Here is a 14,493-nt window from a genome sequence, read left to right as displayed (position 1 = left end):
TCTGGGACGATTCAGGAATGGCCACACGACCCTCCGCCGACCACGTCCTCGCCGGCCGCCCCTTCCCGCTCGGAGCCCACCCCGAGGCCGGCGGCGTGCGGTTCGCGATCACGTCCGCCGTCGCGGACGCCGTCGACCTGTGCCTGATCGACGCCGACGGGTCGGAACGCCGGATCGCGCTCACCGAGCGCACCTTCGGCGTCTGGCACGGCCTGGTGCCCGGGGTGACGCCGGGGCAGCGCTACGGCTACCGGATCCACGGCCCGTACGACCCCGCCCGCGGCCTGCGGTGCAACCCGCACAAGCTGCTGGTGGACCCGTACGCGCGGCAGATCACCGGGGGACTGACCGACCTGGCCGCGGCCCAGGGCTTCAGCGGCGACCCCGAACGCGGTCCGATGTCCACTGTGGACTCCCTGGGCAGCGTGCCGCTGTCGGTGGTCAGCTCGCCGGGCGGGCCGGATACCGGCGTCAAGCCGGAGGTGCCGTTCGAGGAGGCGGTGGTCTACGAGCTGCACGTCAAGGGGTTCACCCAGCGGCACCCGTTCATCCCGGAGGCGCTGCGCGGCACCTACCTCGGCCTGGCCCACCCGGTCGCGATCGAGTACCTGACCCGGCTCGGCGTCACGTCGGTGGAGCTGCTGCCGGTGCACTCGTTCCTCGACGAGCCGTCGCTGGTCCGCGCCGGGCGGCACAACTACTGGGGGTACTCGCCGCTCGGCTTCTTCGCACCTCACGCCGCCTACGCCAGCGAGCCGGGCCACGAGGTCGAGGAGTTCCGGCTGATGGTGGCCGCCCTGCACGCGGCGGGCATCGAAGTGATCCTCGACGTCGTGTTCAACCACACCTGCGAGGGCGGGCCGGACGGGCCGACGCTGAGCTTCCGCGGGCTGAACGCGCCGGTGTACTACCTGCACACCGACCGTGGGCACATGGCCGACATCACCGGCTGCGGCAACACCCTCGAGGCGGGCTCGCCGACCGTGGTGCGGCTGGTGACCGACTCGCTGCGCTACTGGACGCAGGAGATGGGGGTCGACGGCTTCCGGTTCGACCTGGCCAGCACGCTCGGGCGGCCCCGCGGGGGCGCGTTCGACGCGGCCTCGACGCTGCTCACCGCGATCACCACCGACCCGGTGCTGTCCCGGTGCAAGCTGATCGCCGAGCCGTGGGACGCCACCGGCGAGGGCTACCGCGTCGGCGGCTTCGGCGCCCAGTGGGCCGAGTGGAACGGCCGCTACCGGGACACCGTGCGCGACTTCTGGCGCGGCGCGACCGGCGTCCGCGACCTCGCCTACCGGCTGTCCGGTTCGTCGGACCTGTACGACCACAACCTGCGCCGTCCGTGGCAGTCGATCAACTTCGTCACCGCGCACGACGGCTTCACGCTGCGGGACCTGGTGTCCTACAACGAAAAGCACAACGAGGCCAACGGCGAGGACAACCGCGACGGGACCAACGACAACCGCTCGTGGAACCACGGCGCCGAGGGGGAGACCGCCGACCCGGCGATCCGCGCGCTGCGCACCCGGCAGGCCCGGAACATGTTCGCCACGCTGCTGCTGTCGACCGGCACCCCGATGCTCACCATGGGCGACGAGTTCTGGCGGACCCAGCACGGCAACAACAACGCGTACTGCCTCGACGACGAAACGTCCTGGCTGGACTGGACGCCGGACGACCCCGAAGCCGAGGCGATGCTCGCGTTCGCCCGCCGGGTGGTGCGGCTGCGCGCGAACAGCCCGGCGCTGCGGCAGCCGGAGTTCTTCGAAGGCCGGACCACCCCGACCGGCAAGCCCGACCTCGTCTGGTTCCGCCCGGACGGCGAGGAGTTCGCCGAGAACGACTGGTTCGAGGAGCGCCACACGCTCGGCATGTGGATCGACGGCTCGAACAGCCAGGCCCGCAACCGCGAGGGCGCGCTGGTGCCCGACCACTCGTGGCTGCTGTGGCTGCACGCGGGCGACGCGCCGGGTGAGGTCGTCCTGCCGGGCCGGGAGTACGGCGAGACGTACAAGCCGACGCTCGACACGAGCACCGCGGACGGCAGCCCGGCCAACCCGGGCGTGCTGGAGGCCAAGAGCCGGGTGACGCTGCAGTCGCGTTCGCTGCTGTTGCTGCGCGCCCCGCGGCTGGCCGCGGACCCGGCAGCACCGGAGCCCTACTGACCGGTACCGGACGCATCTTTCGTACCGAAAGCTCCACTTCCCGGGGCGGAGCTTTCGGTACGAAAGATGCATGGTTCGTCCATTCGGGTAAGGCTCCGCACCGTTGGGGTCCGCGTGTCGCCGCGGCGCGGCCGCGGCTCGCCGTCGTGTGCGCGTAACGCGCCGGACATCCGGCCGAAATTCCTTGCTGGAACAGCGTTTCGACCGGCGGCGGGTGGGTACACACCAAAAGAGCCCTGCCTCGTAGGCGCTTGATCGTGTCAGGCAGACTGTCGTCGCCTGCGTCCAACCGACACACCGAGGGGCGTTGCCCATGACCGGCCGGCTCGGCATCGACGACGTCTCCCCCAGCGTGAGCTGCGGCCGGTATCCGGCCAAAGCCGTTGTGGGGGAACACATCCCGGTCACCGCGACCGTCTGGCGCGAAGGCCATGACGCCGTCGCCGCCACCGTCGCGTGGCGTGGTCCCGGCGACCGCGTGACGCGCCAGACGCGGATGGTGCCGCGCGGACCCGATCACCCCGACGAGTTCGCCGCGGTGATCGTCCCCGACACGACCGGGCCGTGGACCTTCCGGATCGACGCCTGGAGCGACCCCTGGGCGACGTGGGAGCACGCCGTCGAGGTGAAGGTCGCCGCCGGGCAGGGGCCCGAAGACCTCGCCAACGACATCGAAAACGGCGCCCGGCTGCTGGAGCGCGTCTCCCGCCGTCCCGACCGCCGCGCGGAAAAGGCACTCCTGACCGGCGCGGTGACCGCGTTGCGCGACGAGACGCGCGGCCTCGCCGAGCGCGTCGGACCCGCGCTGTCGCCCGAAATCCGCCAGCTCATGCGCGAATTCCCGGTGCGCGAACTGATCACCAAGGGCAAGCCGTTCAAGGTCTGGGTCGACCGGCGGCGCGCCGCGTACGGCTCCTGGTACGAGCTCTTCCCGCGCTCGACCGGCGGGCTCGACGCCGAGGGCAAGCCGGTGCACGGCACCTTCACCACCGCCGCGGCCGCGCTCGACCGGGTCGCGAAGATGGGCTTCGACGTCGTCTACCTGCCGCCGATCCACCCGATCGGGCGGGTGAACCGCAAGGGCCCCAACAACACCCTCGACGCCAAGCCCGAAGACGTCGGCTCGCCGTGGGCCATCGGCGCCGACGAAGGCGGGCACGACTCGATCCACCCCGACCTCGGCACCTTCGAGGACTTCGACGCCTTCGTCGCGCGCTCCGGAGAGCTCGGCATGGAGGTCGCGCTCGACTTCGCGCTGCAGGCCGCGCCCGACCACCCGTGGGTCCTGAAGAACCCGGAGTTCTTCACCACCCGCCCGGACGGCTCGATCGCCTACGCCGAGAACCCGCCGAAGAAGTACCAGGACATCTACCCGATCAACTTCGACAACGACCCCAAGGGCGTCTACGAAGAGATGCTCCGGGTGATCACCGTCTGGATCGACCACGGGGTCAAGATCTTCCGGGTCGACAACCCGCACACCAAGCCGCCGGACTTCTGGGCCTGGCTGATCCAGTCGGTGAAGGACGCCCACCCCGACGTGCTGTTCCTGGCCGAGGCGTTCACCCGCCCGGCGCGGCTGTGGGGCCTGGCCCGGCTCGGTTTCACCCAGAGCTACACCTACTTCACCTGGCGGACCGGCAAGCAGGAACTGATCGACTTCGCCGTCGACCTGCGCGACCACTGGAACGAAGGCCGGCCGAACCTGTTCGTCAACACCCCGGACATCCTCCACGAGTCGCTGCAGCGCGGCGGGCCCGGCATGTTCGCGCTGCGGGCCGCACTCGCCGCGACGATCTCGCCGACGTGGGGCGTCTATTCCGGGTACGAGCTGTTCGAGCACGTCCCGGTCCGCGACGGCAGCGAGGAGTACCTCGACTCCGAGAAGTACCAGCTGCGGCCGCGCGACTTCGAGCGCGCGCTCGCCGAAGGGCGTTCGCTGGAGCCGTGGCTGGCCAAGCTGAACGCCGTCCGCAAAGCGCACCCGGCGCTGCAGCAGATGCGCACCCTGCACTTCCACCACGTCGACAACGACGCGCTGCTGGCCTACTCCAAACAGGACCCGGCCACCGGCGACACCGTGGTCACCGTCGTGACGCTCGACCCGTACGGGCCCCAGGAGGGCACGCTCTGGCTGGACACCGGGGCGCTCGGGTTCGAGGCGCACGAGCGGCTGATCGCCCACGACGAGGTCACCGGCGACACCTGGGACTGGGGACCGGCGAACTACGTCCGGCTCGAACCCTGGCGGGCCGTGGCCCACGTGGTGTCGGTCCGGCGGCGGCTGGCCGGGTAGCGGGGAAGGAACGGATCGAGGGACTGAGGTGGAACAGATGGCGGAAGAAGCCCGCCCCGACGCGGCGCTCGGGCTGGACGGCGTGCCGCACACCGGTGAGGCGATCACGGCCGACGGCATGCTGGTCGAACCCCAGGCCGGGGACTTCCGCTCGGCGCAGCAGGCGCCCAGCAACCCGGAGTGGTTCAAGGGCGCGGTGTTCTACGAGGTGCTGGTGCGCGCGTTCGCCGACTCCAACGGCGACGGCACCGGCGACCTGCGCGGTCTGGCCGGGAGACTCGACTACCTGGCCTGGCTGGGCATCGACTGCCTGTGGCTGCCGCCGTTCTACGCTTCGCCGTTGCGCGACGGCGGCTACGACATCAGCGACTTCCGGGCGGTGCTGCCGGAGTTCGGCAGCGTCGAGGACTTCGTCTTCCTGCTGAACGAGGCGCACCGGCGCGGCATCCGGGTGATCACCGACCTGGTGCTCAACCACACCTCGGACGCGCACCCGTGGTTCCAGCAGTCGCGCAACGAACCCGACGGCCCGTACGGCGACTACTACGTGTGGAGCGACGACGACTCGCGCTACGCCGACGCGCGGATCATCTTCGTCGACACCGAGACGTCGAACTGGACCTACGACCCGGTGCGCGGCCAGTTCTACTGGCACCGGTTCTTCTCCCACCAGCCGGACCTCAACTTCGAGAACCCCGACGTCCAGAACGCCATGATCGACACCCTGCGGTTCTGGCTCGACCTGGGCATCGACGGGTTCCGCCTCGACGCCGTGCCGTACCTGTTCGAGCAGGAGGGCACCAACTGCGAGAACCTGCCGCGCACGCACGAGTTCCTCAAGCGCTGCCGCAAGGTCGTCGACGACGAGTACCCCGGGCGCATCCTCCTCGCCGAGGCCAACCAGTGGCCCTCGGACGTCGTCGAGTACTTCGGCGACCCGCAGGTCGGCGGCGACGAGTGCCACATGGCGTTCCACTTCCCGCTGATGCCGCGGATCTTCATGGCCGTGCGCCGCGAGTCGCGGTTCCCGATCTCGGAGATCCTGGTCCAGACCCCGCAGATCCCCAGCGGCACCCAGTGGGGCATCTTCCTGCGCAACCACGACGAGCTGACCCTCGAGATGGTCACCGACGAAGAGCGCGACTACATGTACGCGGAGTACGCCAAGGACCCGCGCATGAAGGCCAACATCGGCATCCGCCGCCGGCTGGCCCCGCTGCTGGACAACGACCGCAACCAGCAGGAGCTCTTCACCGCGATGCTGCTGTCCCTGCCGGGCTCGCCCGTTCTGTACTACGGTGACGAGATCGGCATGGGAGACAACATCTGGCTCGGCGATCGCGACGCGGTGCGCACCCCCATGCAGTGGACCCCGGACCGCAACGCCGGGTTCTCCTCCTGCGACCCGGGCCGGATCTACCTGCCGGTGATCATGGACCCGGTGTACGGCTACCAGGGCCTGAACGTCGAAGCGCAGTCGAACAACGCGTCTTCGCTGCTCAACTGGACCCGGCGGATGATCGAGGTGCGCAAGGAGCACCACGCGTTCGCCGAGGGCGATTTCATCGACCTCGGCGGGTCCAACCCGAGCGTGCTGGCCTACAAGCGCCAGTGGCGGCGCCCGGACGGCGGCGAGGACGTCGTGCTCTGCGTGAACAACCTCTCCCGGTTCCCGCAGCCGGTGGAGCTGGACCTGACCGGGCACCGCGGGTGCACGCCGGTGGAGCTCACCGGCGGGGTGCGGTTCCCCAGCATCGGGGAGCTGCCGTACCTGCTGACCCTGCCGGGCCACGGCTTCTACTGGTTCCAGCTGACGAGCCCGGGAGACGAAGGCGAAACGAGGTGAGTCCCTTGTCCGACCCGCGCGAGCTGGTCGACGACCTGGCCGGCGACCTGAAGCGCTGGCTGCCCGAGCAGCGCTGGTTCGCCGGCAAGGACCGGCCGGTGACCGGTGTCCGGCGGCTCGGCGTGACCGAGCTGCTCGCCGGTGATCCGCAGCTGCTGCACGTGGTCGTGGAGGTGGCCCAGGACGACCGGCGCGAGCCCTACCAGCTGCTCGTCGGGCGGCGGACGCACCCGCCGGAGATCGCGTCGACCAGCTGGATCGGCGCCGTCGGGGACCTGAACGCGTACGAGGCGTCCGGCGACCTGGACCTCACCGGCGTGCTGCTGGACCTGATGGCCCGCGAGGACACGGTGGGGTCGCTCGTCTTCGAGCACGAGCCGGACGCGGAGCTGGAGACCGGCCTGCGGGCGCGGCCGATCTCGTCGGAGCAGAGCAACACCTCCCTGGTCTACGGCGGGCAGTACATCCTCAAGCTGTTCCGCAAGCTGACCCCGGGCAAGAACAAGGACCTGCTGCTGCACCGCGCGCTGCAGGCCGTCGGCAGCAAGCACATCGCGCCGGTGCTCGGGTCGATCACCGGCGACCTCGGCGGCGAGCCGACGACGGTCGGCATGCTGCAGCACTTCGTCGCCGACGCCGTCGACGGCTGGGCGATGGCCACGACGAGCGTGCGCGACCTGATGGCCGCGCCGGAGCTGCACGCGGAGGAGGTCGGCGGCGACTTCGCCGGCGAGGCCGAGCGGCTCGGGCGCGCGGTCGCCGAGGTGCACGCCGACCTGGCCGAGGCGCTCGGCACGGAGAGCGTGGACGCCGACGAGCTGGAGCGCACGACGAAGGCGATGGCCGCCCGGCTGGACACGATCGCCGGGCGGGTCCCGGAGCTGGCGGCGCACGCCCCGGCGCTGCGGTCGGCGTTCGAGAAGCTGGAGTCGCTGCCCGCCGGCTCGGTGAGCATGCAGTACATCCACGGCGACCTGCACCTGGGCCAGGTGCTGCGGACCGTCGGCGGCTGGCTGCTGATCGACTTCGAGGGCGAGCCCGCGGCGCCGGTGGAGGAACGCCACGCGCTGCGGTCGCCGTTGCGCGACGTGGCGGGCATGCTGAGGTCGTTCGACTACGCGGCCCAGCAGCTGCTGGTCGGGCAGCCCGACGAGCCGGCGCTGGTCGAGCGGGCCTTGGAGTGGTCCCAGCGCAACCGGGCGGCCTTCTGCGAGGGCTACGCGGCGGTCGCGGCGGACCCGCGCGAACAGGGCGAGCTGCTGCGCGCCTTCGAACTGGACAAGGCGGTCTACGAAGTGGGCTACGAGCACGCGAACCGGCCGGACTGGCTGGGCGTGCCGCTCGCTTCGATCGCCCGGATCACGAGTGGAGAGGGATGACACCGTGAACGCCGTTCCGGAAGGCCTCCCGGCCGCGGCCCCGCCCGCCGCCGACATCGACCGGCTGCTGGCCGGGTCCCACCACGACCCGCACTCCGTCCTCGGGGTGCACCCGGCGGGCAAGGGGTTCGTGGCGCGGGCGCTGCTGCCCGGCGCCAAGGCCGTCACGCTGAGCGCGGGCGAGCGGCGGTTCCCGATGGAGCCGGTGATCGACGCGCTGTTCGCCGTCGCGGTGCCGGAGCACCCCGGCGACTACCGGCTGGAAGTCGAGTACGACGGGCACACCACGACCGCCGACGACCCGTACCGCTGGCTGCCCACGGTGGGCGAGCTGGACCTGCACCTGATCGGCGAAGGCCGGCACGAACGGCTGTGGGAAGCGCTGGGCTCGCACGTCCGGTCGTACGAGACGGCGAACGGCGTCGTCGCGGGGACGTCGTTCGCGGTGTGGGCGCCGAACGCGCGCGGCATCCGCGTGATCGGCGACTTCAACGGCTGGGACGGGCGCGGGCACCCGATGCGCTCGCTCGGCTCGTCCGGGATCTGGGAGCTGTTCGTCCCCGGCGTCGGCCCGGGCACCTGCTACAAGTTCCGGATCCTCGGCGCCGACGGCAACTGGCACGAGAAGGCCGACCCGATGGCGTTCGCCACCGAGCAGCCGCCCGCGACGGCGTCGGTGGTCACCACGTCCGCGTACCTGTGGGACGACGAGGAGTGGGTCGCCCAGCGCGAGGCGACCGAGTGGGCCGCGGCGCCGATGAGCGTCTACGAAGTCCACCTCGGCTCGTGGCGGCCCGGCCTCGACTACCGCGAGCTGGCCGACCAGCTCGGCGACTACCTCGTCGAGACCGGCTTCACGCACGTCGAGCTGCTGCCGGTGTCGGAGCACCCGTTCGGCGGCTCGTGGGGCTACCAGGTGACGTCGTACTACGCGCCGACGTCGCGCTTCGGCTCCCCGGACGACTTCCGCTACTTCGTCGACCGCCTGCACCAGCGCGGGATCGGCGTGCTGGTGGACTGGGTGCCCGCGCACTTCCCGCGTGACAGCTGGGCGCTGGCGAAGTTCGACGGCACCGCGCTGTACGAGCACGCGGACCCGCGCCGCGGCGAGCAGCCCGACTGGGGCACGCTCGTGTTCGACTTCGGCCGCAACGAGGTCCGCAACTTCCTGGTCGCCAACGCGCTGTATTGGATCGAGGAGTTCCACCTCGACGGCCTGCGCGTCGACGCGGTGGCGTCGATGCTCTACCTCGACTACTCCCGCAAGGAAGGGGAGTGGCTGCCGAACCAGTACGGCGGCCGGGAAAACCTGGACGCGGTGAAGTTCCTGCAGGAGCTGAACGCGACCGTCTACAAGCGACACCCGGGCATCGTGATGGTGGCCGAGGAGTCGACGGCGTGGCCGGGCGTCACGCGCCCGACACACTTGGGCGGTCTGGGTTTCGGCTTCAAGTGGAACATGGGCTGGATGCACGACACGCTCCGGTACCTGTCGCACGAGCCGATCCACCGCGCGTACCACCACAACGAGATGACGTTCTCGCTCGTGTACGCGTGGAGCGAGAACTTCGTGCTGCCGCTGTCGCACGACGAAGTGGTGCACGGCAAAGGATCCCTGTGGGGCCGCATGCCGGGCGACGCCTGGAACAAGGCGGCCGGGCTGCGGTCGCTGCTGGCGTTCATGTGGGCGCACCCTGGCAAGCAGCTGCTGTTCATGGGCGGCGAGTTCGGCCAGGAGGGGGAGTGGTCGGAACAGCGCTCGCTCGACTGGCACCTCCTGGAGGAACCGCTGCACCGCGGCGTCCAGGACCTGCTGCGGTCGCTGAACTCGGTGTACCGGTCGACCCCGGCGCTGTTCAGCCAGGACACCTCGCCCGAGGGCTTCGCCTGGATCGACGCGAACGATTCGAGCGGCAACGTGCTGAGCTTCCTGCGTCTCGGCACCGACGGTTCGCGCCTGGCGTGCGTGGCGAACTTCGCGGGCATCCCGCACCACGACTACCGGGTCGGCCTGCCGGCAGCCGGGCGGTGGCGCGAAGTCGTCAACACCGACGCGGAGGCGTACGGCGGCTCCGGCGTCGGGAACCTCGGGCTCGTGGAGGCGACCGAGGAACCCTGGCACGGCCAGCCGGCCTCGGCGGTGCTGCAGCTGCCGCCCGCGGGCGTCCTGTGGCTGGTCGAAGAGACCGACCCCGCCTGATCCCCGGCCGGGAGCGGCACTTTCGTAGGGAAAGTGCCGCTCCCGGCGCTACCATCGGAGCATGGACGGCTCCGGCGTCCTCGCGAACCTGATCCTCTTCGCCGTGGTCTGCTTCGCGCCCACGGTGCTGTTCTGGTGCGCGCTGCGCGTCCCGCGGCTGGTCCACCGGATCCGCGCGAAGCGGAGCACGCCGTCGCCGTCGGGCCCGCCGATCGAGCGCGTCGCCGCCGACCTGCGCCGCGTGCACCGCCTGCTCGCCGGCTACCCCTCCGGCACGCCCGCCGCTCGGCGCTTCGGGACCCGGCAGGCCTACGACGAGCTGCTCACCCAGGCCTGCCGCCAGGTCGGCGTCCCGCACCGCCTCGCCGAGCTGCCCGAGGGGATGGACCGCGAGATCGAACGGCTGCGCGTCGAGCAGTCGCTGCGGGAGCGCGGACTCGCTGTCCCCTGAGTTGTACGGCTCGTGTACGCGGCCGGGTCACGCTGCCGGCATGCGCTTCCTGATCGGCTTCGTGACACTGCTGCTGCTCGCCCTGGCGCCGCCGGCCCAGGCCGCGGCGAACTTCCCCCGGCTGGCGTCGGTCGACGGCTACCGGCTGACCGCCGGGGACACCTTCGCCACGTACGGGTCCCGGGTCGCCGCGCTGGATCGCCAGCTGACGCCGCGCGGCCTTTCGTGGTTGCTGGGGGACACCAACCGCAAGGCCCGCCCGCTCTGCCACGGCACGTACCTCGCCGCGGCGTTGAAGCCGGCCGGGTTCTGCTGGGAAGACGCCAACGACGACAAGACCAACGACTGGATCCCGCAGGGCCTCACCGGCTCCGGCGACGCTGACCCGGCGACCGGCACCGCCGCCGGCAAGCGCGTCGTCGCGACGTCGTGGCACACCACGGGCGACACCATGGTCCGGCTGTCCTTTGTGGACGCGACCGGGCTGGGGTACCGGCACGTCCTGCTCGTGGAACCGACTTCCGACACCGATTTCGCGGTCGTGGCGGGCCACGGGCACGGCATGACCTGGTCGGGCAACCTGCTCTACGTCGCGACCACCGGCGGCCTGATCCGCGTCTTCGACACCACCCACTTCTGGAAGGTCGACGCGAGCGCGGGCACGGTCGGCCGCGGCGCGGACGGCAAGTACCACGCGGCGTTCTACGACTACGCCATGCCCCAGATCGGCGCGTACTGGTACCCGGGCGGCGGCGCCTGCACGACGGCGGTGGACACGCGCCCGTGCCTCTCGACGCTGTCCTTCGACCACAGCGACTCGACGTTCGTGACGGCGGAACACGCCCCCGAAGCGGGCGGCCGGATCCTGAAGTGGCCGTTCGACCGCACGACGGGCCGTTTGGTTCCGTCGGCGGACGGTCTGGTGCACGCTGCCGAAGGGTTTTCCTCGCCGGTGTGGGGCATGCAGGGCGCGGTGTCCCGGAACGGCTACTTCGTGCTGACGGGAGTGTGCCCGGAGTACGCCGGCGTGGCGGGCGACCACCCGTCCTGCCTGCACGGCGGGGTCGGCGGCGTGTCGACGTCGAGGCTGGCCGGGCAGGCGCCGGTGAACAGCCAGAACCTGTCGTACTGGCCGGCGACGGGGGAGCTGTGGCTGCTCAACGAGCAGCTGCGGGAGCGCGTGGTGGTGCACGTGCCCTGGACGACGTTGACCGGACGGGCCTGAAACGCGGAAGAACCCCGCCACCGAGGTGACGGGGTTCTTCCGTGAGTCCGGCTCAGTCCAGGTAGTCGCGCAGGACCTGGGACCGCGACGGGTGGCGCAGCTTCGACATCGTCTTCGACTCGATCTGCCGGATGCGCTCACGGGTCACCCCGTACACCTGGCCGATCTCGTCGAGCGTGCGCGGCTGGCCGTCCGTGAGGCCGAAGCGCAGGCGGACCACGCCCGCCTCGCGCTCGGACAGCGTCTGCAGCACCGACTGGAGCTGGTCCTGCAGCAGCGTGAACGACACCGCGTCGACCGCGACGACCGCTTCGGAGTCCTCGATGAAGTCACCGAGCTGCGAGTCGCCCTCGTCGCCGATCGTCTGGTCGAGCGAGATCGGCTCACGCGCGTACTGCTGGATCTCCAGGACCTTCTCCGGGGAGATGTCCATTTCCTTGGCGAGCTCCTCGGGCGTCGGCTCGCGGCCGAGGTCCTGCAGGAGTTCGCGCTGTATGCGGCCGAGCTTGTTGATGACCTCGACCATGTGCACCGGGATGCGGATGGTGCGGGCCTGGTCGGCCATCGCGCGGGTGATCGCCTGGCGGATCCACCACGTGGCGTACGTCGAGAACTTGTAGCCCTTGGTGTAGTCGAACTTCTCCACCGCGCGGATCAGGCCGAGGTTGCCCTCCTGGATCAGGTCCAGGAACGCCATGCCGCGGCCGGTGTAGCGCTTGGCCAGCGACACCACGAGCCGGAGGTTCGCCTCCAGCAGGTGGTTCTTCGCCCGCTCGCCGTCGCGCACGATCCACTTGAGATCGCGGCGCATCTGCGTGACGAGCTTCTCGCCCTCCTCCTCGGCGGTGCGCACGCGCTCGGCGGCGTAGAGCCCGGCCTCGATCCGCTTGGCCAGCTCCACCTCCTCCTCCGCGTTCAGCAGCGCGACCTTGCCGATCTGCTTGAGGTAGGCACGCACGGAGTCGGCGGACGCGGTGAGCTCGGCGTCCTTGCGCGCCTGGCGCAGTGCCTCGGACTCCTCCTCGTCCCAGACGAAGTCCGGGTTGTCGGAGCTCTTGGCGGCGGCCTTGTCGGCGGCGGCGCCACGGCGGCGCTGCGCCGGGGTCTCCTCGTCCTCGTCGTCGTCCTCGTCGTCGTCGGCCGAAGCGGAGTCCGGCTCGTCGTTGACGGTTTCGTCGACGACGTCGACCTCGACCTCTTCCAGGTCCGACAGGTCGGGCGAGTCGAGTTCGGCTTCGTCGAGTTCGCCAGGACCGTCCGGATCGCCGTCTTCGGTCTTCGCGCCCTTGGTCACGGCCTTCTTCGCCGGGGCCTTCTTGGCCGGGGCCTTCTTGGCGGTGGTGGTCTTGCGGGCCGCAGGCTTCGCCGTCCCGGTGGCTGCCTCTTCGGCCGGCTCGCCGGCTGCGGTCGCTGTCTTCGTCCCGCCTCGGGTTGCGGTTCTTGCGGCTGCCACTTACGCCCTTTCGCAGCGGTCGATCATGACGAGCAACGGCCTGGCGGCCACTGCTGCCTCACATTCGGGGATCACGCCTCGGCCTGCGGTTTTGCCCTCCGCAGCCGTGGGCCGTGTTCCATTGTAACGACGGTACGCGCATGCGGTGCGAAGCGATCACCCTCAGCCGCGTCGCGAGCGCCGGATCGGCGCCCGATCAGTGCTGGATGCCCTCGGCCGCGGCGGCCGCGGCGCCGACGATCCCGGCGTTGTTCTGCAGCGTCGCCACCAGCACCGGAGTGCGGATGTCCAGCAGCGGCACCCATTTCTCGGCCTTCTTGCTGACGCCGCCGCCGACGATGAACAGGTCCGGCCAGATCAGGTTCTCGAGCACGGTCAGATAACGGTGCACCCGCTTGGCCCATTCGGGGTAGGAGAGCCCCTCGTTGTCCTTCACCGAGGCCGCCGCGCGCTTCTCCGCGTCGTGGCCGTCGATCTCCAGGTGGCCGAACTCGGTGTTCGGGACGAGCTTGCCGTCCTGGAACACCGCGCTGCCGATCCCGGTGCCGAAGGTGAGCAGCGCGGTCACGCCCTTGCGCGCGACCGGGTCGCCGAAGCGGATCTCGGCCATGCCCGCCGCGTCGGCGTCGTTGAGCATCGCGACCTGGTCGACGCCGCGGCCGAGCCGCTTGGCGAACAGCGCGTCGGCGTCGGTGCCGATCCACTGCTTGTCGATGTTGGCCGCGGTGTGCGCGACGCCCTTCTTGACGACGGCGGGGAGCGTCACGCCGACCGGGCCGTCCCAGCCCGCCTGCGTGACGATGTCGTGCACGACGTCCGCCACCGCCGACGGCGTGGACGGCTTCGGCGTCTCGATCCGGATCCGGTCGCCGATGAGCTGGCCCTTTTCCAGGTCGACCAAGGCGCCCTTGATCCCGCTGCCGCCGATGTCGATGCCGAAACCTCGGCGGGTCGCCTCCACCACGGACGTGGTCCCTTCTCGCACGATTCAGAAGCCTGCCTCGGAGACTTTAACCGGATGTGGTGACATGGCGGACGTGGGAGTTGACGAGTCGTTGCTGAAAAGCGTCGCGGAGCAGGTCGCGACGGAGGCCGCCGAGCTGGTCCGCGAGGCCTGGGAGGGGATGGCGAACGGTCGTTCGGTGGCCGTGGGGACCAAGTCCGCGGACACCGACGTGGTGACCGCGGTCGACCACGAGTCCGAACGCCTGATCCGCGCCCGGCTGGCCGAGCTGCGGCCGGGGGACGAGGTGCTCGGCGAGGAGGGCGGCGGTACCGCGGGCGACGGCGTGACCTGGGTGGTCGACCCGATCGACGGCACGGTCAACTTCCTCTACGGGCTGCCGTGGTTCGCGGTGTCGGTGGCGGCGCAGGTCGACGGCGAGTCGGTGGCGGGCGCGGTCGTGGAGCCCGCGAGCGGCCGCGTCTGGACGGCGGCCCGCGGCCAGGGCGCGTACCTGGACGGCCGCCGCCAG

Annotated in this window: 10 protein-coding genes; 8 read left to right on the top strand and 2 right to left on the bottom strand. The window is 70.8% G+C overall.

Translation table 11 applies throughout. The features are described 5' to 3' along the window. The first annotated feature begins 17 nt into the window (after window positions 1-17). The 7 genes from glgX (at window position 18) to G3I65_RS07810 (ending at window position 11,565) form a co-directional block, all read left to right on the top strand. On the top strand, window positions 18-2,168 hold the full coding sequence (gene glgX / locus G3I65_RS07840; RefSeq protein ID WP_160695489.1) for a glycogen debranching protein GlgX: 2,151 nt from the start codon (window positions 18-20) through the stop codon (window positions 2,166-2,168). A 313-nt stretch (window positions 2,169-2,481) separates the two neighbouring features. Next, entirely contained in the window at window positions 2,482-4,464 is a 1,983-nt protein-coding gene (locus tag G3I65_RS07835) for a maltotransferase domain-containing protein (protein WP_160695488.1), read from the top strand. Between the two features lie 37 nt (window positions 4,465-4,501). After that, entirely contained in the window at window positions 4,502-6,310 is a 1,809-nt protein-coding gene (gene treS, locus G3I65_RS07830; protein ID WP_125315766.1) for a maltose alpha-D-glucosyltransferase, read from the top strand. A 5-nt stretch (window positions 6,311-6,315) separates the two neighbouring features. After that, on the top strand, window positions 6,316-7,689 hold the full coding sequence (locus G3I65_RS07825) for a phosphotransferase (RefSeq protein ID WP_160695487.1): 1,374 nt from the start codon (window positions 6,316-6,318) through the stop codon (window positions 7,687-7,689). Window positions 7,690-7,693: 4 nt separating this feature from the next. Further along, window positions 7,694-9,889 carry a 1,4-alpha-glucan branching protein GlgB gene (gene glgB, locus G3I65_RS07820; protein WP_160695486.1) on the top strand — a complete coding sequence of 732 codons (2,196 nt, stop codon included), beginning with the start codon at window positions 7,694-7,696 and terminating at the stop codon, window positions 9,887-9,889. A gap of 61 nt (window positions 9,890-9,950) precedes the next feature. Further along, window positions 9,951-10,340 (top strand): hypothetical protein, encoded by a 390-nt coding sequence (locus G3I65_RS07815; protein WP_160695485.1) that lies wholly within the window; start codon window positions 9,951-9,953, stop codon window positions 10,338-10,340. Window positions 10,341-10,380: 40 nt separating this feature from the next. Further along, window positions 10,381-11,565, top strand: coding sequence for a hypothetical protein (locus G3I65_RS07810; RefSeq protein ID WP_160695484.1), 1,185 nt, complete (start codon window positions 10,381-10,383; stop codon window positions 11,563-11,565). Between the two features lie 52 nt (window positions 11,566-11,617). Here G3I65_RS07810 and G3I65_RS07805 read toward each other — a convergent pair whose 3' ends face one another. After that, window positions 11,618-13,018: an RNA polymerase sigma factor gene (locus G3I65_RS07805; protein WP_160695483.1), complete on the bottom strand. Its 1,401-nt coding sequence runs from the start codon at window positions 13,016-13,018 to the stop codon at window positions 11,618-11,620. Window positions 13,019-13,214: 196 nt separating this feature from the next. Beyond that, on the bottom strand, window positions 13,215-13,982 hold the full coding sequence (ppgK, locus tag G3I65_RS07800; protein WP_160695498.1) for a polyphosphate--glucose phosphotransferase: 768 nt from the start codon (window positions 13,980-13,982) through the stop codon (window positions 13,215-13,217). A 64-nt stretch (window positions 13,983-14,046) separates the two neighbouring features. On the opposite strand from ppgK, the gene G3I65_RS07795 reads away from it, so the two are divergent. After that, a partial coding sequence (locus G3I65_RS07795) for an inositol monophosphatase family protein (protein ID WP_275940144.1) occupies window positions 14,047-14,493 on the top strand: 447 nt, incomplete at its 3' end.

Source organism: Amycolatopsis sp. SID8362 (assembly GCF_010550475.1).
In the GTDB taxonomy this organism is placed as follows: Bacteria; Actinomycetota; Actinomycetes; order Mycobacteriales; family Pseudonocardiaceae; genus Amycolatopsis; species Amycolatopsis eburnea.
This window is presented reverse-complemented; position numbering and strand designations above follow the sequence as displayed.

What these genes read in the sequence shown, in the direction of transcription:
- glgX (WP_160695489.1), top strand. Translation starts at nt 18, where the DNA reads ATGGCCACACGACCCTCCGCCGACCACGTCCTCGCCGGCCGCCCCTTC.
- G3I65_RS07835 (WP_160695488.1), top strand. Translation starts at nt 2,482, where the DNA reads ATGACCGGCCGGCTCGGCATCGACGACGTCTCCCCCAGCGTGAGCTGC.
- treS (WP_125315766.1), top strand. Translation starts at nt 4,502, where the DNA reads ATGGCGGAAGAAGCCCGCCCCGACGCGGCGCTCGGGCTGGACGGCGTG.
- G3I65_RS07815 (WP_160695485.1), top strand. Translation starts at nt 9,951, where the DNA reads ATGGACGGCTCCGGCGTCCTCGCGAACCTGATCCTCTTCGCCGTGGTC.
- G3I65_RS07810 (WP_160695484.1), top strand. Translation starts at nt 10,381, where the DNA reads ATGCGCTTCCTGATCGGCTTCGTGACACTGCTGCTGCTCGCCCTGGCG.